We start from the raw sequence: 17,563 nt of genomic DNA, 5'->3' as shown, positions 1-17,563 counted from the left end.
GGTCAGCCGGGCAGGTGAACCCGGCTGTGCTGCCGCTCGCCGATCTCCTGGGCCGCGGTGTCCAGGAGCTTGTGGGACAGCTCCGACAGAGCGCGGGCTGCCGCGATTTCGTCGCCGATCTGTGGGATGTCCGGGTCGTCCGGATGGCGTCGTGCCGTGCCGTGGCCGTGCACGATCCGGCCCGAGCCGGTGGCCATGGTGGCATCCGCCGTGGTTTTCATTTCGGACTCGACGACCTCCATGTTCAGAGTGAGGGTCCGTGTGTCGTGCATACGGGGCTGATTCATGGTCGCCTCCCCGGCCGTTCGTGACGGGACCGTCCCGACGTGGCCGTGACAGTTCCAGCATGCGCTGATCGCGCCCCGGATGCACGCCCTTTCGAAATGGAGCTGTGGACTTACTCACAAGTACTGGCATCGCCGGTATGAAAACTCGATTCCGCCTATCGGAATACTATGTGCCCAGCGAAAATGGGGTCAAACAGGGCATGGCCTGCGAGGAACGGCGATGTGCTTAGGCTGGCCGTATGGCACTGGTTGAACGCTCACTACTCGGTCCGGGGCCCTCCAACGCGTATCCGGAGGCGACGGCGGGGCTGGCTGCCCCGATGCTGGGCCACCTGGATCCCGAGTTCCTCGCAATGTTGGACGAGACCGGACGACGCCTCCGGACGGTGTGGGGCACCGAAAACCTACGAACACTTCCGCTGTCCGGCACCGGATCGATCGGAATGGAAGCCGCTTTCGTCAACTTCGTGCATCCCGGCGATGCCGTCGTGGTCGCCGTCAACGGTTTGTTCGGCGAGCGGATGTGCGATGTCGCCTCCCGATACGGTGCCGAGGTCGTACGGGTCGACCACGACTGGGGTCAGCCCGTGGACATCGAGCGCGTGCTGGCCGCGCATCCGGCGCCTGCGATGGTCGCGGCCGTGCACGCCGAGACCTCCACCGGTGTGCGCAGCGACATCAAGCAGCTCGGCGCCGCACTGCGCGAGCGTGACGAGCGCACCCTGCTGATCGCCGACTGTGTCACCTCCATCGCGGGTGAGCAGATCGATCTCGATGCGTGGAACGTCGACATCGCCTATGCGGGCACGCAGAAGTGCCTCGGCGTACCTCCCGGACTCGCCCCGTTCACCGTCTCCGAGCGGGCCTGGCAGTCTCGGGTGGAGAAGCCGACGACCTGGTATCTGGACCTCGGACTGATCGGCAACTACGTCACCGGTGGAGCTTCCGGTGGCCGCGCATACCACCACACCGCACCCACCGCGATGGTGGCATCGCTGCATGACGCACTCGGACGGATCGTCGACGAGGGCATGCCCGCCGTGGCCGCCCGCCACCGCGAAGCGGGGGAGGCTCTGCAGGCCGGCCTGCAGGAGATGGGGCTGAAGCTGTTCGCCGCCGAGGGACATCGGCTGCACCAGCTCACCAGCGTGGTCGTCCCCGAAGGAGTGAACTCCGCGGACGTGCGCAAGCAATTGCTGAACGACTACGGCATCGAGATCGGCGGCGGCGCAGGCCAGTACGCCAACAGCGTGTGGCGCATCGGCCTGATGGGCAACAACGCGCGTCTCGACCGCGTCGAGATGCTGCTGGGGGCCCTCAAACGGGTCCTCGCCCGCTGAGATAGTCGAATCCGAAGACCTCGAACGGCCCGGCCGCTGCCCGGCAGCGGCCGGGCCGTTCGTGTCGAGCAGCGCCGTGTTGCTGCAGATCGCTATCCGAACAAGCGGTCAAGATGGTTGTCCACGGCGCTCAGTGCCTCCTCGCCGGTGTAATGACCGACCATGAGATGTGACACCAGCCCGTCCGTGAGAGCCACCAGGGCGACCGCCTCCTGCTTCGGGTCCACCCCGGCCGGGATGTCGCCGTTTTCCTGCCCACGGCGGATTTGCCCGGCGACGAGGTCGAGGGTGCCTGCCCAGGCCCGGCGAATGAAGGCCGCGAGATCGTGATCCCCGGTGGCTCTGGTGAGGAACGCGAACCAGACGCCGGTTCCGATGCGTTGCTGCTCATCCAACGGCAGTGTCCGAGCAAGTGCGCCGCGGATGATCGACCGTGGTGCCTCCGGATCAGCGGAGGCCGTGCTGAGTTCCCGCGCGCCTTGCTCGGCGAGTTCGACCATGTATTCGCACGCGAAGAGAATCATCCGGTCTTTGCTCGCGAAGTAGTGCTGAATCCTGCCCATCGAGACGCCGGCTTCCGTGCCGACCTCGCGGAGACTCGCCGCCTCCAGACCACGGTCGGCTGCGATCCGCCACACGGCCTCCGCGATCTTCTGTCTTCTCTTCTCGTGATCCACCCGCTTCGGCATGCGCCCTCCAGCGCCCTCGATTTTTTCAATGCAGGTGCATTGCAATCTTGCTGCCCGATTTATGCGATGCAGTTGCATTGTAAAACGGCGTCGGAGAGGCGCGATGATCCAGGTCAAAGAGCTGTCGAAGCACTACGGGGACACGGTGGCGGTGGATGCGCTGTCCTTCGATGTCGCCCCCGGTGTGGTGACCGGCTTCCTCGGTCCGAACGGGGCGGGGAAGTCGACGACGATGCGCATGATTCTGGGGTTGGACCACCCGAACGCGGGCTCGGCGACCATAGGCGGGCGGAACCATCGGAACCTACCGGCTCCGATGCGCGAGGTCGGGTCGCTCCTGAATCCGAAAGCCGTCCATCCGGCAAGGGCGGCGCGAGCGCATCTGCGCTGGTTGGCCAGGGCCGGTGGACTCCCGCGAAGCCGCATCGACGAGGTGCTCGAGCTCGTGGGGCTGGCCGAGGTCGCGAATAAGCGGGTGAGCGGCTTTTCCCTGGGGATGTACCAGCGGCTCGGGATCGCTGCGGCGCTGCTCGGCCAGCCCGCGACACTACTGCTCGACGAACCGGTGAACGGCTTGGATCCCGAGGGAGTCCGGTGGATGAGAAACCTCATGAGAGGTCTGGCCGCCGAAGGACGGACCGTCTTCGTCTCCAGCCACCTGATGGCCGAGATGCAGCAGACCGCGGACAGGGTGGTGGTGATCGGTCGTGGCCGACTCATCGCGGACGTGGATGTCGCCGAACTCATCCGCTGCAGTGCCGACGACCAGGTGAAGGTGGTCTCTCCGGATCCGACGGTACTGACCACTCTGCTCACCGGTGAGGGAGCGACCGTCCGCAGTGATTCGGACGGTGGGCTGCTGGTGAGCGGTATGGATTCCGCGCGTGTCGGCGACATCGCCACAGTACTTCTCTCGCCTTTCTCCTCAGGAACGCGGGAGGCGCCATCGCGGCGGTACTGGCCATCATGTCCGTACCGGCGCTCGTCGGGGCGCTACCGCCGGGATGGCAACGGTTTCTCCTGCCCTGGTGGCCCGCCTCGGCGCTGCACAGCCTCTCCGGTGCGGCCTCCCCGCATTCCCTCGAATATCTCGCACCGGGCTGGGCCGCTGCCGTACTCGCCGGGTGGGCAGCGGTGCTTCTTCTGGTCGCTGACACCGCGTTCGCCAAGCGAGACGCCTGAGCGAACGCGAGTTGGTGGTCAATTTCTCGAGAAATTGACCACGCATCCATTCAGTCGAACGGCCACTGCGCGGCTGGTCGGAAACCCACCGTGTGTCGCACCGGACGCTCCCGAAAGACCTCACAGCCGAGCAGTGGGCATCCCTGTGGGATGTGATCCGCGCGAATCGGCGAGCGGCCGGACGCTGAGGTGCTCGAACGGACCCGTGCTGACCCTCGGCTCTGCCGCCTGGTCGCGGTTCCTGCGCAGCCTCGGCCGAGGCGTATCGAGGTGAACGGACCGTTCGTACCGTATGGCGGGGCGAACGGTCCGTTCACCACTCGGCCGATCGCGTGAGCAAGTTCACCGGAATTGACCTTCTGCCCTCCGACGGGTGAGGATGCCGGGTGCCGGTAGCGGAGGAACTCGGTGTGAATCCGAGACGGTCCCGCCACTGTGACCGGGGAGCGGCCCCCAACCACGCGAAGCCACGGCTCGGCGACGAGCTGGAAGGCCTGGGGAGCCCGCTGTGATCCGGGAGTCAGGACACTCGCTGACGGCCCCGCGTCGCGCCGCGACGTGCGGATCGACGATCCCTCGGGCGGGAGAACCCAGGAGGTCCACGACGTGACGTCGCCGGACGAACGGCCGGAGCAGCAGTCTCCGCGACAGCAGGTCCCGCAACAGCAGCTCACGGAACGGCCTGCCGCGGGATGGGGTAGGCCCGAGCGCCGGAAAGTGACGATCGTGGTGGCCGCCGTCGGTCTGCTGCACCTACTCGGTTGGGGCACCTATCTGCTGTCGCAGGATTCGTTCACCGCGGCCGGAGGGTTGGCCGCTGTCGGAACCGCTGCTTATCTGCTCGGTATCCGGCACGGTTTCGACGCCGACCACGTGGCGGTCATCGACGATGCGACCCGGCTGCTCATGCAGCGGGGACGGCGGCCGGTGTCCACGGGTATGTGGTTCGCCCTCGGGCACGCCAGTGTCGTGATGTTCCTCGCGTTGGCGGTCGCCTTCGTCGCCGGAGCCGCCGCGCAGGGCTGGGCGGAGCAGGTCGGGGCACACACCGCGGTGATCGTCGATATGGCCGTGGTCCTCGTGGTCGGCGTGCTGGCCGTCCTCAATGCCCTGGTGCTGCGCGACACGATCCGGTTGCTGCGCCGGGCGCGCCGGGGCGAGGTCGACGAGGCCGAAGTGGAGCAGGTGCTCGGCAGGCGCGGGTTGCTCGCGCGGGTGCTGCGGGGACGGATGCGTCGGTTCGTGAGCCGGTCGTGGCATCTGTTCGGTATCGGCCTGTTGTTCGGTCTGGGCATGCAGACCGCCACCGAGGTCACCGTGCTCGCCTTGGTCGCTCCGAAAGGCGATCTGCCGACGCTGGCCGTGCTGAGCCTGCCGCTGCTGTTCGCGGCGGGAATGTGCACCGTGGACAGTGTGGACGGAATGCTCATGTCCCGCGCGTACACCTGGTCGCTGGCCAAGCCGCTGCGCAGGATCCGGGTGAATGTGGCCACCACGGCGCTGACCGTGGCGCTGGCCGGGATCATCGCGGTGGTGGTGTTGTCCGGGCTGCTCTCGCGGTTCGGGGGTTCGGTGGCGGACGGTGTCGCGGCGCTCGGTGACCACTTCGAACTGCTCGGCTACCTGACGCTCGCGGTGTTCATGGCGATCTGGGGTGGTGCGGCGCTCTGGTGGCGGCTGTCGGCAACGGAATACGAGTACGGATCGGAAACCACGTGAATCGACGAGAACGGCATCCGATCGAAGTCGAGTCCTACCGCATCATGCGATCGAGGGCGGATTTCGCGCACTACCCGCCCGTGACCCGTGCGGTCGTGGAACGGGTCGTCCACACCACCGCGGACCCGAGCTGGACCGGTGAGGTCGTCGCCGACGAGGCCGCATTGTGGGCCGGGCGGCAGGCGCTGCTCGACGGCGCCGATCTGGTTACCGACGTGCGCATGGTCGCAGCCGGGGTTACCGCCAGGAGCGCGCAGGTGGGGCTGGAACAGCCCGGAACGGCCGAGCTGGCCGCGCGCGAGGGAGTGACCCGGTCGGCGGCCGGTATCCGCATCGCCGCGGGCCGGTATCCCGAGGGCGCCGTATGGGCGATCGGCAACGCACCGACAGCGCTGGAGGAACTCCTCCGGCTCTGCGCCGAGGGCGCGGTGCGTCCGGAGCTGGTGATCGGTGTGCCGGTCGGCTTCGTGGGGGCGGTGGATTCCAAGGCCGCGCTGCGCCGCAGCGGGCTTCCGGCAGTGAGCACGCTGACCGAGCGGGGCGGTGCCGCCATCGCCTCGGCGGCGGTCAACGCCCTGCTGTATTTCGAACAAGACCAGGAACGGGGAGGTATCCGGTGACCGAACAGCAGCCACTGCTGGTTGTGGGCCACGGGACGGTGGATGACGGCGGGGTGTCGGAGTTCCGCTCCTTCATCGAACGATTGCGCGGGCGGATGTCGGCATCCGGAGTCGAGGTTTCGGGCGGATTCATCGAACTGTCCGCGCCCGCGGTCACCGACGTGTGGTCGGAGCTGGGCGAGCGGCACCGGCGAATGGTCGCCGTGCCACTGGTGCTGGTCGCCGCAGGTCATGGCAAGGGCGACATTCCCGCAGCGCTGGAGCGCGAGGTCCGGCGGAACCCCGGCACGTCCTACACCTTCGGGCGCCCTCTCGGGCCGCATCCGATCCTGCTGGAACTGCTCGCCGAACGCATCGGTGCCCGGGTACCGAAGGACGAGTGGGCCGACACGGCGGTGGTCCTCGTGGGGCGTGGCTCCACCGATCCGGACGCGAACTCCGAGGTGTCCAAGGTCTCAAGGCTGTTGCAGGAGACCGGTGGGTTCGCCACGGTGGAGACCGCGTTCATCTCGCTGGCACCGCCGGACGTTCCCACCGGGATCGAGCGGGCGCGTCGTCTCGGCGCCAAGAAGGTCGTGGTCGCTCCGTACTTCCTGTTCGACGGGGTACTGCCGCAGCGGGTGGTCACCCAGTCCCTGGAGTACGCCGAGACCGCACCGGAGTTCGATGTGCACGTGGCCGGTTATCTCGGCGACTGCGATGCGCTCGTGGACCTGGTGGTGGAGCGTTACCACGAGGCGATGCACGGTGACATCAGGATGAACTGCGACACCTGCGCATATCGGGTACTGCTGCCCGGTTTCGAGGACAAGCTGGGGGCACCGCAGACGCCCCACCATCACCCCGACGACCCGACCGGACACGGTCACGGACATGGGCACGCACATGGCCACACGAACTGACCAGCACCATCAGGACCAGTACGAGCAAGCACAGCACACCCCGGACCAGCACTACCTCGCCGGACTCGACCTCGCCGGTCGCCGCGTCGTCGTGGTCGGTGCGGGCACCGTCGCGCAGCGACGCCTGCCCCGTCTGGTCGGCGCCGGTGCCGTGGTCGAGGTCGTCGCTCCCGAGGCGACCCCCGGCGTCGAGGCGATGGCCGACGCGGGTGATGTCACCTGGACCGGGCGCGGCTATGCCGACGGTGACCTCGCCGGGGCGTGGTACGCGGTGGCAGCGACCTCGGACGAGCAGGTCAATGCCGCGGTCGGTGCCGAGGCCGAACGCGAGCGCGTCTTCTGCGTGCGTTCCGACGATGCCGCTCAGGGCAGCGCGGTCACTCCTGCCGTGGCCGAGCACGAAGGCCTGCTGCTGGGAGTTCTGGCGGGCGGGCGGCCACGACGGTCGGTCGCCGTGCGGGACGCGATCCTCGAGGCCCTGCACTCCGGAATCGTCGACGAGCATGCCGAACCGCCCGCTCCGGGTGTGGCGCTCGTCGGGGGCGGACCCGGCGCTCTCGATCTGATCACGGTGCGGGGGCGACGGTTGCTGGCCAAGGCCGATGTCGTGGTGACCGACCATCTCGCGCCACGCGAACTGCTCGACGAGCTCGGGCCGCACGCGCAGGTCATCGACGCCTCCAAGATCCCCTACGGCCGGGCCGCCAATCAGGAGGTCATCAACAGCACCCTGATCGAACACGTGCGGGCGGGTCGTTTCGTGGTGCGGCTCAAGGGCGGTGATCCCTATGTCTTCGGGCGGGGCTTCGAGGAGTTGCTCGCCTGTTCCGAAGCCGGGGTGCCTGTGACCGTGGTTCCCGGTGTGACCAGTGCTTTCGCCGCGCCTGCCGTGGCCGAGGTGCCGGTGACGCATCGAGGAGTGGCCCACGAGGTCGTCGTCGTATCCGGACACGTCGCTCCCGACGATGAACGGTCCCTGGTGGACTGGCCCGCACTGGCTCGGTTGCGCGGGACGTTGGTGCTGCTCATGGCCGTGCAGCGGATGGAGGCCATCGCCGAGGTGCTGATGAAGCACGGTCGCCCGGCCGACACACCGGTCGCCGTGGTGCAGGAGGGCACGACCGCCGGACAGCGGGCGGTGCGCAGCACTCTCGCCTCGGTCGGCGAAGCGATCCGCACCGAGGACGTCAAACCGCCCGCCGTGATCGTCGTCGGCCCCGTGGCAGGTCTCGCACCGTGATCCATGCGCGTGCGTCCTGTGTGCTCGGCACAGCGGCACGGGACGCACGCGCGATGCTCACGCGCCGTGCGCTCACGCCCGGCGTGCGCCGCGCTTGGCCTCACCGCGCTTGGCCTCACCGCGTGGCCCACCGCCGTTGCGCGGCGCACCCGTGCGTCCGCGCGGATTGCCGCGGCGTGTACCACCGGAGCCGGGATTGCGGTTGGTCTCCGCCTTCGGCTCGACCACGGCGACTCCGCTGGGCTCACGCGCACCGGTCAGGCGGGCGAGATTCGCACCCTGCGGGCTCACCTTCGTGGCGGTGGGCTTGACTCCGGCCTTGCCCGCCATGGCACGGAATGCACGGCGTTGGTCGTCGGTGACGAGTGTGACGACGGTCCCGGTCGCCCCCGCTCGTGCGGTCCGGCCCGCACGGTGCAGGTAGTCCTTCGGGTCCGCGGGTGGTTCGACGTGCACGACGAGACTGACATCGTCGACGTGGATGCCCCGCGCGGCCACGTTGGTTGCCACCAGTGCCGTGGTGCTGCCTCGGCGGAACTCCTCGAGGATGCGGGTTCGCGCGTTCTGCGCCTTGCCGCCGTGCAGCGCACCGGCGTGCACCCCGACCGAGCGCAGTTTCCTGGTCAGCCGGTCGGCGTTGTGCTTGGTGCGCACGAACAGGATCGTGCGGCCGTCCCGAGCGGCGATGCGGGCGAGCACGTCGTGTTTGTCCTCGGCCGCGATATCCAGCTGGTGGTGGTCCATACTGTCCACACTGGCCGCCGAGGGCGTGAGGGAGTGCACGACCGGGTCCGACATGTACTCACGCACGAGCCTGTCCACGTCACCGTCCAGGGTGGCCGAGAACAGCAACCGCTGGCCACCGGCGGGAACGTGGTTCAGCAGTTCGCGGATCTGCGGCAGAAAACCCATGTCGGCCATCTGGTCGGCCTCGTCCAGGGCGGTGCGCTCCACTGCGGAGAGCACGCAGGTGCCCTGGCGCACGTGGTCGTTGAGGCGGCCGGGGGTGGCCACGACGAGGTCGACTCCGCGCCGCAGCATGTCCGCCTGCCGCGCGAACGACATCCCGCCGACGATCTCACGGACATACAGGCCCAGGGCCTTGGCCATCGGTTTGAGCGAGTCCGTGACTTGGGTGGCGAGTTCCCGGGTCGGGACCAGTACCAGGGCACGCGGATGCAGCGGCCGGGCACTCGTCCCGTGCAGGTCGGCCAGCATCGGCAGTCCGAAGGCCAGTGTCTTGCCCGATCCGGTCCGAGCACGTCCCAGCACGTCGGAACCGGCCAGTGCGTCGGGGATCGTGGCGGCCTGGATCGGGAACGCCTCGGTCAGGCCGGCCTTGGTGAGCTCGCCTACCAGGGCTTTCGGCAAGCCGAGCTGATCGAACGGGGCGGGATCGACGGCGGTGACCCCGACCTGGTCGAACAGGCTCGGTTTCGGGGCGCTCGGGGACTGGGGCGCACGGTTCCGGGAACGCGGTGTGCGGCGCCGGGCGCTGCCACCCTTGGAAGCGGGCGAAGAGGATTGGCGAGTGTTCGGGGAACCTGCTTGCACGAAGAACCTCCGGGGGAGTGGCACGTCTCGGGGAGGCTTCGCGGGGACCGCGCGCTGATCGCAAGGACGAGCCCGGCGCGTCGGGGCGCCGCTGGTCGGATACGTAAGGCACCGGCGCGAAGGGAGACAGCCCGGAGTCGGAAAAAGAACCGGGCGGAGCAGCCACCCGGTCGAATTGCGGGCCGATGCGGCTGGCAGCCTACCCGAATCCCGATCCGTACCGGTGTGCGGGATTCGGGGAATGGTTCGAACGCCCGATCACGCGTCGACGACCACGCAGAGCCCGCGGTCGCCTTCGCGCTCCACGCGGAGACCGGCGTCCTTGGCGACGGTGAGCACGTCCTCGATCGTCCGGGGTTCCTCGACAACCCGGGCCAGCGCGCGGGCGAGTTTGCCCTTGTGGGCTTTGTTGTGGTGGCTGACCACCTTGCGCGTGCCGTCGGCGCTTTCGGAGAGCACACGCACCGCTATCGCACCGGGAATCTTCGCCAGCGCCGCGTACGCCCCCGAGCGCAGATCCACCACCGGGGCCTCCACCGCGCCGAGCACGGGTTCCAGCACCGGTCGCCACATGCCGCGAAGTGTTCCGAGCCCCGGCAGGCTGCTGCTGGCCGACAGCCGGTAGGCGGGGATGGCATCCGTGCCGCGCACCACCCCGAACAGTGCCGAGGCCACCGCCAGGCGAGTGTCCGCGCGGGCACGCTCGGCAGCGGACAACGAGCCGACGTCCAGCGCGTCATAGAGCACACCCGTGTAGCGCTGCAGCGCCGGCGTGGTCGGTGCCTCCCACAGTTCGGCGTTGCGGTGCACTTCCTCGGCCTGCCGCTCGGACAGGCCCAACGCGTTCAGACTCGCCGGGAGATCATCGGCCAGCGTCGACAGCGCCTCGATCAGCCGATGGCGGATCGGATTCAGTTCCGGTGTCGCGAGATTGTCCAGATCCAGCGGCGCACCATCGCCACCGGTGGCCTTGGTTTCCGAAGGGGGAAGCAGAACCAGCACGGTCGCCCAGGTTAGGCCGTCCTCGATCGGCCCTTGTCGGTACCCACCGGCAGGGCGGACAGGCCGTGGATGATCGTGGTCGGTCGCCGCGAGACCGTGCCCGCGCGGTGGAGCCCCGGCAGCCGGGTGGCCAGGGCTCGGAACGCGACCTCGGCCTCCAGCCGTGCCAGCGGTGCACCGAGGCAATAGTGGATACCGCTGGAAAACGCCAGGTGTTCGGTGTCGCCGCGGGTGATGTCGAAATGCTCCGGCGCCGAGTGCGTGGCCGGATCACGGCCCGCCGCGGCCAGCAGCACCAGGACGAGACTGTCCCTGGACAGAGTCCTCCCTGCGACCTCCACCGGTTCATGGGCAATCCGCACGGTGGCCTGCACCGGTGGATCCCACCGCAGGGTTTCCTCCACCACCGCCTCGGCGAGGTCGGGATTCTCGCGCAGCCGGTCCCACTGCTCGGGGTGTTCCAGCAGTGCCAGCGTGCCGTTGCCGATCAGGTTGACCGTCGTCTCGAAACCGGCGACCAGCAGCAAGGTGCACAGCTGTACGAGTTCACCACTGCTCAGGCGTTCGCCGTCCAGCCCGGCGACCAGGTCGCTGACGATGTCGGTGCCCGGATCCGCCCTGCGCTGCTCGATCAGCTCGGCGAACATCGTTTCGAGGTCGGCCGCCGAGCGGCGCATCCGGTGCAGTTGCCGTGCCGATCGGATGCCGTCCAGGGAACCGCCCAGAACCGCACCGTGGTGGGCGAGTTGTTCGGCACCGACCGCGGGAAGGCCGAGTAGCTCGCTGATCACCCGTACCGGCAGTGGTGTCGCGAGATCGTGGATGAGGTCGAAGGAGCCTCGTTCGACGGCCGCATCGAGCAGCTCGTGGGTGATCTTTTCGATGTGTTCCCGGTACTGCGCCAGCTTGCGCGGGCGGAAGGCGGGAGCGGCGAGGCGACGTAGCCGGGTGTGGTCCGGAGGGTCGAGTTCCAGCAGGGACAGCTGCAGGCCGGCCGCGGCCGCCTGCGGATCCCCTTGTCGGCCGTCGCTGGTGCGCACGCCGAACCTGTGGTCACGCAGGATCGCATCGCAGGTTTCCCGGCCGGGGACCGTCCACAGGCCGAGCTTGCTGCGGACGAGAGGGCCCTGTGCCCGGATCCGCTCGTAGATCGGGTAGGGGTTGTCGCGCCATGGTGCCCGCAGCAGCCGCGCGACCGGGTCGCCGAACCGCGCGAGCGTCCAGGCCGTGGTAGCGGTCGCGGCCGTGCGCAGGCGCAGCCCCCACTCGGTGAGCGCGGGAAGCTCCGGAAGATCCGGTTGTTCCCGGGCGACTCCTGCGGCCATGATCGCTCCCTCGCGTCCTCATCGCATCAGCCGGGCGGTTGCGTGCTGCCACCGTGAGCACACCGTACGAAGTCATCGGCCGCAAGGACCGGTCGTGTGAGCGCAGCGAGCGAAAGGAGAATCCGCTGGCAGTATGCCCGGGCGGGATCGCTACGCTTTTGTTGCGTCGAAGCACCAACGTTGATTGACGCAACCAGCATCGACGCGACCAGGCGAGGCGGCAGACAAGGAGCGAGCAGCCGTGATCACGAGGATGTCGACGTTGTTCCTGCGTACCCTGCGTGAGGATCCGGCCGACGCCGAGGTGCCGAGTCACAAGCTCCTCGTGCGTGCCGGATACGTGCGCCGCGTCGCTCCGGGGATCTACTCCTGGCTGCCGCTGGGGCTTCGGGTGCTGCGCAACATCGAGCGCATCGTGCGCGAGGAGATGGACGCCATCGGTGCGCAGGAGATTCACCTGCCCGCCTTGCTGCCCAAGGAGCCCTACGAGCAGACCAACCGCTGGACCGAGTACGGCCCGAACATGTTCCGACTCAAGGATCGCAAGGGCGGTGACTACCTGCTCGGGCCGACGCACGAGGAGCTGTTCGCCCAGACGGTCAAGAGCGAGTACAGCTCCTACCGGGACTTCCCGGTGATCCTCTACCAGATCCAGACCAAATACCGCGACGAGGAGCGCCCCCGCGCCGGGATCCTGCGCGGACGCGAGTTCGTCATGAAGGACTCGTACTCCTTCGATCTCGACGACGGGGGACTCGGCGAGTCCTACCGGCTGCACCGCGACGCCTATATCCGCCTCTTCGATCGGGTGGGACTGCGCTACGTCATCGTCGCGGCGACCTCCGGTGCGATGGGCGGCTCGGCTTCCGAGGAGTTCCTCGCCGAGAGCGACACCGGTGAGGACACCTTCGTGCGCAGCACCGACTCGGATTTCGCGGCCAACGTCGAGGCCGTCGTCACTCCGGCGCCGGAGCCGAAGTCGATCGAGGGGATGCCCGCGGCCGAGGTGCACCACACCCCGGACACGCCCACCATCGAGACGCTGGTCGACTTCCTCAACGACGCCGGGCTCGGGCGCACCTTCACCGCTGCCGACACGCTCAAGAACGTGCTGGTCAAGACCCGCCAACCGGGAACGCAGGAATGGGAGCTGCTCGGCGTGGGTGTTCCGGGCGATCGCGAGGTCGACATGAAGCGGCTGGAGGCGGCGCTGGAGCCGGCCGAGGTCGCTCTGCTGGAGGAGGCCGACTTCGCGGCCAACCCGTTCCTGGTGAAGGGCTACGTCGGCCCGAAGTCGGTGCAGGACAACGGGGTGCGCTACCTCGTCGATCCGCGGATCGTCACCGGCACCGCCTGGGTCACCGGTGCCGACAAGGCCGATCACCACGTCGTCGACCTCGTCTGCGGGCGGGATTTCGCCCCGGACGGCACCGTCGAAGCAGCCGACGTGCGTGAGGGAGACCCGTCGCCGGACGGCGAGGGCACGCTGACGGCCGCGCGGGGTGTCGAGATCGGTCACATCTTCCAGCTCGGGCGCAAGTACACCGATGCGATCTCGCTGGACGCGCTCGGTCAGGACGGCAAGCCCCAGCGGGTCACCATGGGCTCCTACGGCGTCGGGGTGTCGCGGATGATCGCGGCGATCGCCGAGCAGAGTCACGACGAGCTGGGGCTGTGCTGGCCGCGTGAGATCGCTCCTGCCGATGTGTACGTGGTCATCGCGGGCAAGGACGACAGCGTCCGGGACGGGGCCGAGCGGATCGCCGCCGAACTGGACGAGGCCGGGGTGCGGGTGATCCTCGATGATCGGGTCGTTTCGCCCGGCGTGAAGTTCGCCGATGCGGAGCTCGTGGGCGTGCCGACGATCCTGGTGGTCGGCAAGGGGCTGGCCAACGGTGTCGTGGAGGTCAAGGACCGTGCCACCGGGGACCGCACCGAGGTCGCCGTCGACTCCGCCGCGGGCCACCTCGTCGGTCTCGTGCGAGGCTGAACTGCCGGGATCGTGCGAGGTGTCGGGTTGACGTCTTCCCGAAGACTTCAACCCTCACCCGGGCACCGGGGCGCGCAGTTGCCGAAAACCGACACAGCTCACTCCACGGCCCCTGGTGGAGCGAAGCGAGTCATGCGCGGCCAGCTCGAACGCCTGATCGAAGCAACGCGAGAGTTGGATGTCACAATCCGGATTCTTCCCCTGGACTCTGGGCCTCACCCGGGGATGGAGGGCGCCTTCACGATCCTGACCTTGCCGGAACTCGCTTCGGATGTGGGGTACATCGAGGGAATCATGGGGGGCGCTCTACCTGGAAAGCCAGGACGATGTACGTCGCTGCACCATGCGCTTCGCGTCGTTGACCTCGATGGCGTTGTCACAGGCTGATTCAGTGGAATTGATTGCCACTACTCTGAAGGAGTACGAGTGAATTGCTGTTGAGGAGGCCCGCGATGGTTCAGTCGGAGCTTTTCGATGTCACATGGCCTAAGAGCAGCTTCAGTGGCGGTGCCAATGGTGGAGGCCAGTGCGTCGAGGTCGCGGTTCTGGATGACGGTCGGGTGGCGGTTCGCAACAGCAACGACCGCGGTGCCGGTGCCGTGCTGTTCACCCGCGCCGAGATGGCGGCTTGGATGCAGGGCGTCGAGGCCGGAGAGTTCGACGACCTCGCCTGAGATCCGTGTCGGTGCTCCCCGGCATACTGCGGCGCGTGAACGAGTCGATGAAGATCCGGCAGTACCTGTCCGATACCGAGGTCACCGAGAATGTTCGCCGTGCCCTGGCCGACTGCTGGGTGGCCGTGACGAATGCCGGAGGTGCTGCGGGGTTCCCGTTCCCGCCTGTCGATGGCGGTGATGTGGCTCCGGTCCTGGAACGCCTCGTCGGCGAACTTCATGCCGACCGCTGCCGCCTTCTGACCGCTGTGGACGATCGAGGGCTGCTCGGCTGGCTGGTGCTCCGGCGCAGCCTCGATCCGCTGATCGCGCACCGGGGTTCGCTGCATCATGTGCAGAGCCACCCGAACTGCCGGGGCGAGGGTGTCGGATCGTTCCTGATGCACCATGCCCGCGAGATCGCACGCGACGAGGTGAAGGTGGAACAACTGCACCTGGCCGCACGGGCGGGTGTGGGATTGGAGACCTTTTACGGACGCCTCGGCTGGCGCGAGATCGGTCGCCGGCCGGGAGCGCTTCGGTTGGCCCCGGAGGACGACCGCGACGAGATCCTCATGCACCTCGGGCCGTTGTGATCCGCACGTTCGAGCGCTCCCTCGTCGTATCGGCTCGTGCGAGGCTGAATGTGGCCGTGAGCAGGAATGCCGTCGCAAGGAAGCTCAACCGCGAACGGACGAAAAAGTTACTCTGGTGAGGTTCCCAGACATCCCGGCGAGGACCATACTCGAGATGTAGTCCACATTGACGCACATCGGGGGAGGGAGCGTCATGACTACTTCCACGATCCCGAAATGGCACCTCGAAGGCACCTGGTTCGACGCATGCAAGTGCGCGATCCCGTGCCCCTGCTCGTTCGCCCAACCACCGACCTACGGTGACTGCGAGGGGGTCCTCCTGTGGCATGTCCGTGAGGGCACCTATGGGGAGACCCGGCTGGACGGCCTCAACGTCGTGATGCTCGGTTCCTTCGTCGGGAATGTGTGGAGCGGTGAGCACACCGACGCCTACGCCGCCGTCTTCCTCGACGAGCGTGCCGACGACGATCAGCGCGCGGCGTTGCAGGCCGTCTTCGGCGGCTCGGCGGGCGGCTGGCCCGCACAGTTCGGCGAGATGTTCCATCCGGAAATGCGAGGTATGGAATATGCTCCTGTCGAAGTGTCGATCGACGAGGACCTCGCCAAGTGGAGCGTGCGGGTTCCGGGGAAGGCGGAGGCCGCTGTCGAGGCACTGACCGGCCCGACCGTGGCGGAGGGCTCACGGGTGCAGGTGCACAACCTGCCGGGCGCCGAAGTGGGGCCCGGGCAGGGAGCCTCGACGTGGGGCAAGGCCACCACCAACCGGGCCGACTCCTTCGGCTTCCACTGGGATCGCTCCGGCTATTCCAGCAAGCTCATCCCGTTCGACTGGACCGGACCGGACGAGTCATGACCCATTCGGCAGAGGGCCACGGCGTCCCTTCGCCGCGCACTTGGTCGAGAGCGGAACTGTTTCTGGCCGGGACTCTGCTCGCACTGGCTGCGGCGGCCTGGCTGTTCACCAACAGTCTGGCCGTGGCCATGCCCGACATGCGATTGGGAATTCTCACCGGAATGCGTCCCATGGAACCGCGGATGCAGACGATCCCGATCGCACTCGGCATGTTCCTGGTCACCTGGGTCGTGATGATGGCGGCGATGATGCTGCCCGGTCTCGCCCCGTTCGCGGTGGGTATCAGCCGACTCCTCGGGGAACGCACCGGTCCCGGCACCATGTCCGCGTTGACGGTCGGTTACCTGCTCGTGTGGGGCGTGGTGGGGGTGTTCGGTTACCTCCTCGTGCGTGGCTTCGAAGTTCTCGCCGCGGACGGAAGTGCGACCGCCGTGCGGGCCGGATCCGGTGTGCTGCTCATGGCGGGTGCTTACCAGTTCACGCCGTTCAAGCGATGGTGCCTGGTTCGCTGCCGGTCGCCGCTGGCACTGGTGATCCGGTACGCGGACCTGATCAGGGGGAGCCGGAGAGGAGCACTGCGGGTCGGTATCAGCCACGGTGGGTACTGCCTCGGCTGCTGCTGGGCGCTGATGGTGGTCCTGTTGGCTGCAGGAGCGATGAGCTTGGTGTGGATGGCCGTCACCGCCGCGGTGATCGCGGTGGAGAAGGTCGTCCCTCGTGGCGTGGTGCTCGGGTCCGTACTCGGAGTGCTGCTGATCGGCCTCGGTGTGGTCCTGCTGACCGCTCCCGGTCTGGTGACCACGATGACTTAGCCCGGCAGGAAACTCAGCCGGACACGGCGGCCGGTGTTGTCGGTGTTGGTGTCCACCAGGCACACCGACTGCCAGGTACCCAGGGCCATCCGGCCACCGAGCACCGGGATCGAGGCGTACGGCGGTACCACGGCAGGCAGGACGTGGTCGCGCCCGTGGCCGGGTGAGCCGTGCCGGTGCCGCCACCGGTTGTCCGCGGGAAGCAGGTCCCGCAGAGCATTGAGCAGGTCCTCGTCGCTGCCTGCCCCGGTCTCGATGATGGCCAGTCCGGCCGTGGCATGAGGGACCCATACGTGCAGCAGGCCGTCCTCGGAGCCGGTGAGGAAGCGCTCGCATTCGGCGCTGAGGTCGCGGACGACCTCGCTCGAGCCCGTCCGGATCTCGATTTCTTCACTCTTCATGCCCCCACGCTAATGGGCGTACCGATAGGTTGACCGATATGCGCGAGGCGTAAGGAAAGGCCCGGCTGGCTTTTCACGTCCACAGCACCGAGGAGGACGTCGAGCTGGTCGTGAAAGCGCTTCGGGCGAGGTAGGGCCGTATGTCCGGATGTGGTGTTCTGTCGATGCGCAGTACCCGCTACCGTAGGTGCCCGTGTCTGATCGCCAAGGCCACCCGAACAGATGACAGGACCGCAGGGAGACTTCGAGCGCGGTGACACCGCGCCACTAAATGCTGTCCGCAACACAGCGGGAGGCCACGATCGGGAGCCGGTATCCGGCGCCTCCGTGCCGTCGAACTCCCAGGAGCGAACCCGTCCGACATTCTCGCCACCTCAGCAGGGGAGCCGGACGAATGT

The 17,563-nt window shown here is 67.9% G+C and carries 18 protein-coding genes and 1 riboswitch; of the genes, 12 read left to right on the top strand and 6 right to left on the bottom strand.

The genetic code is table 11. The features are described from left to right. Nucleotides 1-2: 2 nt before the first annotated feature. Nucleotides 3-287 (bottom strand): DUF1876 domain-containing protein, encoded by a 285-nt coding sequence (locus JOF55_RS04145; RefSeq protein ID WP_310269811.1) that lies wholly within the window; start codon nt 285-287, stop codon nt 3-5. 239 nt (nt 288-526) lie between these two features. Here JOF55_RS04145 and JOF55_RS04140 point away from each other — a divergent pair, with 239 nt between their 5' ends. Then, nucleotides 527-1,627, top strand: a complete 1,101-nt coding sequence (locus JOF55_RS04140; RefSeq protein WP_310269808.1) for a pyridoxal-phosphate-dependent aminotransferase family protein — start codon at nt 527-529, stop codon at nt 1,625-1,627. A 92-nt stretch (nt 1,628-1,719) separates the two neighbouring features. Here the strand turns inward: JOF55_RS04140 and JOF55_RS04135 are convergent, their stop codons facing one another. Beyond that, complete coding sequence (locus tag JOF55_RS04135; RefSeq protein WP_310269805.1) at nt 1,720-2,316, bottom strand: TetR/AcrR family transcriptional regulator; 597 nt, start codon at nt 2,314-2,316, stop codon at nt 1,720-1,722. A 103-nt stretch (nt 2,317-2,419) separates the two neighbouring features. Between JOF55_RS04135 and JOF55_RS24685 the strand changes: the two genes are divergently transcribed. The 5 genes from JOF55_RS24685 to cobA all read left to right on the top strand — a co-directional run bounded on the left by JOF55_RS24685 (nt 2,420) and on the right by cobA (nt 7,979). Beyond that, nucleotides 2,420-3,772: an ABC transporter ATP-binding protein gene (locus JOF55_RS24685; RefSeq protein ID WP_310269802.1), complete on the top strand. Its 1,353-nt coding sequence runs from the start codon at nt 2,420-2,422 to the stop codon at nt 3,770-3,772. 124 nt (nt 3,773-3,896) lie between these two features. Further along, nucleotides 3,897-4,029, top strand: a riboswitch (cobalamin riboswitch). 75 nt (nt 4,030-4,104) lie between these two features. After that, entirely contained in the window at nt 4,105-5,217 is a 1,113-nt protein-coding gene (locus JOF55_RS04125; protein ID WP_310269799.1) for a HoxN/HupN/NixA family nickel/cobalt transporter, read from the top strand. Then, a complete protein-coding gene (locus JOF55_RS04120) occupies nt 5,214-5,837 on the top strand; it encodes a precorrin-8X methylmutase (protein WP_310269796.1) in 624 nt (207 codons plus the stop codon). The genes JOF55_RS04125 and JOF55_RS04120 overlap by 4 nt, the downstream gene beginning before the upstream one ends. Further along, nucleotides 5,834-6,739: a sirohydrochlorin chelatase gene (locus JOF55_RS04115; RefSeq protein ID WP_310269793.1), complete on the top strand. Its 906-nt coding sequence runs from the start codon at nt 5,834-5,836 to the stop codon at nt 6,737-6,739. The genes JOF55_RS04120 and JOF55_RS04115 overlap by 4 nt, the downstream gene beginning before the upstream one ends. Next, a complete protein-coding gene (cobA, locus tag JOF55_RS04110) occupies nt 6,723-7,979 on the top strand; it encodes a uroporphyrinogen-III C-methyltransferase (RefSeq protein ID WP_310269790.1) in 1,257 nt (418 codons plus the stop codon). Before JOF55_RS04115 ends, cobA begins: the two co-directional genes overlap by 17 nt. A 72-nt stretch (nt 7,980-8,051) precedes the next feature. Here cobA and JOF55_RS04105 read toward each other — a convergent pair whose 3' ends face one another. The 3 genes from JOF55_RS04105 to JOF55_RS04095 form a co-directional block, all read right to left on the bottom strand. Beyond that, nucleotides 8,052-9,533 carry a DEAD/DEAH box helicase gene (locus tag JOF55_RS04105; protein WP_310269787.1) on the bottom strand — a complete coding sequence of 494 codons (1,482 nt, stop codon included), beginning with the start codon at nt 9,531-9,533 and terminating at the stop codon, nt 8,052-8,054. Between the two features lie 258 nt (nt 9,534-9,791). Further along, complete coding sequence (gene yaaA, locus JOF55_RS04100) at nt 9,792-10,535, bottom strand: peroxide stress protein YaaA (RefSeq protein WP_310269785.1); 744 nt, start codon at nt 10,533-10,535, stop codon at nt 9,792-9,794. Between the two features lie 11 nt (nt 10,536-10,546). Continuing rightward, nucleotides 10,547-11,860, bottom strand: a complete 1,314-nt coding sequence (locus JOF55_RS04095) for a cytochrome P450 (protein ID WP_310269782.1) — start codon at nt 11,858-11,860, stop codon at nt 10,547-10,549. 241 nt (nt 11,861-12,101) lie between these two features. Between JOF55_RS04095 and JOF55_RS04090 the strand changes: the two genes are divergently transcribed. The 6 genes from JOF55_RS04090 (at nt 12,102) to JOF55_RS04070 (ending at nt 16,764) form a co-directional block, all read left to right on the top strand. Continuing rightward, on the top strand, nt 12,102-13,850 hold the full coding sequence (locus tag JOF55_RS04090) for a proline--tRNA ligase (RefSeq protein ID WP_310269779.1): 1,749 nt from the start codon (nt 12,102-12,104) through the stop codon (nt 13,848-13,850). A 12-nt stretch (nt 13,851-13,862) separates the two neighbouring features. Further along, nucleotides 13,863-14,237: a Scr1 family TA system antitoxin-like transcriptional regulator gene (locus JOF55_RS24370; RefSeq protein ID WP_374727220.1), complete on the top strand. Its 375-nt coding sequence runs from the start codon at nt 13,863-13,865 to the stop codon at nt 14,235-14,237. Between the two features lie 65 nt (nt 14,238-14,302). Beyond that, a complete protein-coding gene (locus tag JOF55_RS04085) occupies nt 14,303-14,524 on the top strand; it encodes a DUF397 domain-containing protein (RefSeq protein WP_310269776.1) in 222 nt (73 codons plus the stop codon). A gap of 35 nt (nt 14,525-14,559) precedes the next feature. Then, nucleotides 14,560-15,099 (top strand): GNAT family N-acetyltransferase, encoded by a 540-nt coding sequence (locus JOF55_RS04080; RefSeq protein ID WP_310269774.1) that lies wholly within the window; start codon nt 14,560-14,562, stop codon nt 15,097-15,099. 193 nt (nt 15,100-15,292) lie between these two features. Next, on the top strand, nt 15,293-15,952 hold the full coding sequence (locus JOF55_RS04075; protein ID WP_310269772.1) for a DUF1326 domain-containing protein: 660 nt from the start codon (nt 15,293-15,295) through the stop codon (nt 15,950-15,952). Beyond that, entirely contained in the window at nt 15,949-16,764 is an 816-nt protein-coding gene (locus JOF55_RS04070; RefSeq protein ID WP_310269770.1) for a DUF2182 domain-containing protein, read from the top strand. Before JOF55_RS04075 ends, JOF55_RS04070 begins: the two co-directional genes overlap by 4 nt. Here the strand turns inward: JOF55_RS04070 and JOF55_RS04065 are convergent. Further along, nucleotides 16,761-17,165: a YjbQ family protein gene (locus JOF55_RS04065; protein ID WP_310269768.1), complete on the bottom strand. Its 405-nt coding sequence runs from the start codon at nt 17,163-17,165 to the stop codon at nt 16,761-16,763. The genes JOF55_RS04070 and JOF55_RS04065 overlap by 4 nt on opposite strands. Between the last annotated feature and the right edge of the window lie 398 nt (nt 17,166-17,563).

Source organism: Haloactinomyces albus (genome assembly GCF_031458135.1).
GTDB lineage: Bacteria > Actinomycetota > Actinomycetes > Mycobacteriales > Pseudonocardiaceae > Haloactinomyces > Haloactinomyces albus.
Note: the sequence above shows the minus strand (reverse complement) of the source record. Positions and strands in the feature narration are given on the sequence as shown.

Coding starts and splice junctions, on each gene's coding strand:
- JOF55_RS04075 (WP_310269772.1), top strand. CDS start 15,293: ATGACTACTTCCACGATCCCGAAATGGCACCTCGAAGGCACCTGGTTC.
- JOF55_RS04065 (WP_310269768.1), bottom strand. CDS start 17,165: ATGAAGAGTGAAGAAATCGAGATCCGGACGGGCTCGAGCGAGGTCGTC.
- JOF55_RS24685 (WP_310269802.1), top strand. CDS start 2,420: ATGATCCAGGTCAAAGAGCTGTCGAAGCACTACGGGGACACGGTGGCG.
- JOF55_RS04070 (WP_310269770.1), top strand. CDS start 15,949: ATGACCCATTCGGCAGAGGGCCACGGCGTCCCTTCGCCGCGCACTTGG.
- JOF55_RS04140 (WP_310269808.1), top strand. CDS start 527: ATGGCACTGGTTGAACGCTCACTACTCGGTCCGGGGCCCTCCAACGCG.
- JOF55_RS04095 (WP_310269782.1), bottom strand. CDS start 11,860: ATGGCCGCAGGAGTCGCCCGGGAACAACCGGATCTTCCGGAGCTTCCC.
- cobA (WP_310269790.1), top strand. CDS start 6,723: ATGGCCACACGAACTGACCAGCACCATCAGGACCAGTACGAGCAAGCA.
- JOF55_RS04085 (WP_310269776.1), top strand. CDS start 14,303: ATGGTTCAGTCGGAGCTTTTCGATGTCACATGGCCTAAGAGCAGCTTC.
- JOF55_RS04135 (WP_310269805.1), bottom strand. CDS start 2,316: ATGCCGAAGCGGGTGGATCACGAGAAGAGAAGACAGAAGATCGCGGAG.
- JOF55_RS04145 (WP_310269811.1), bottom strand. CDS start 287: ATGAATCAGCCCCGTATGCACGACACACGGACCCTCACTCTGAACATG.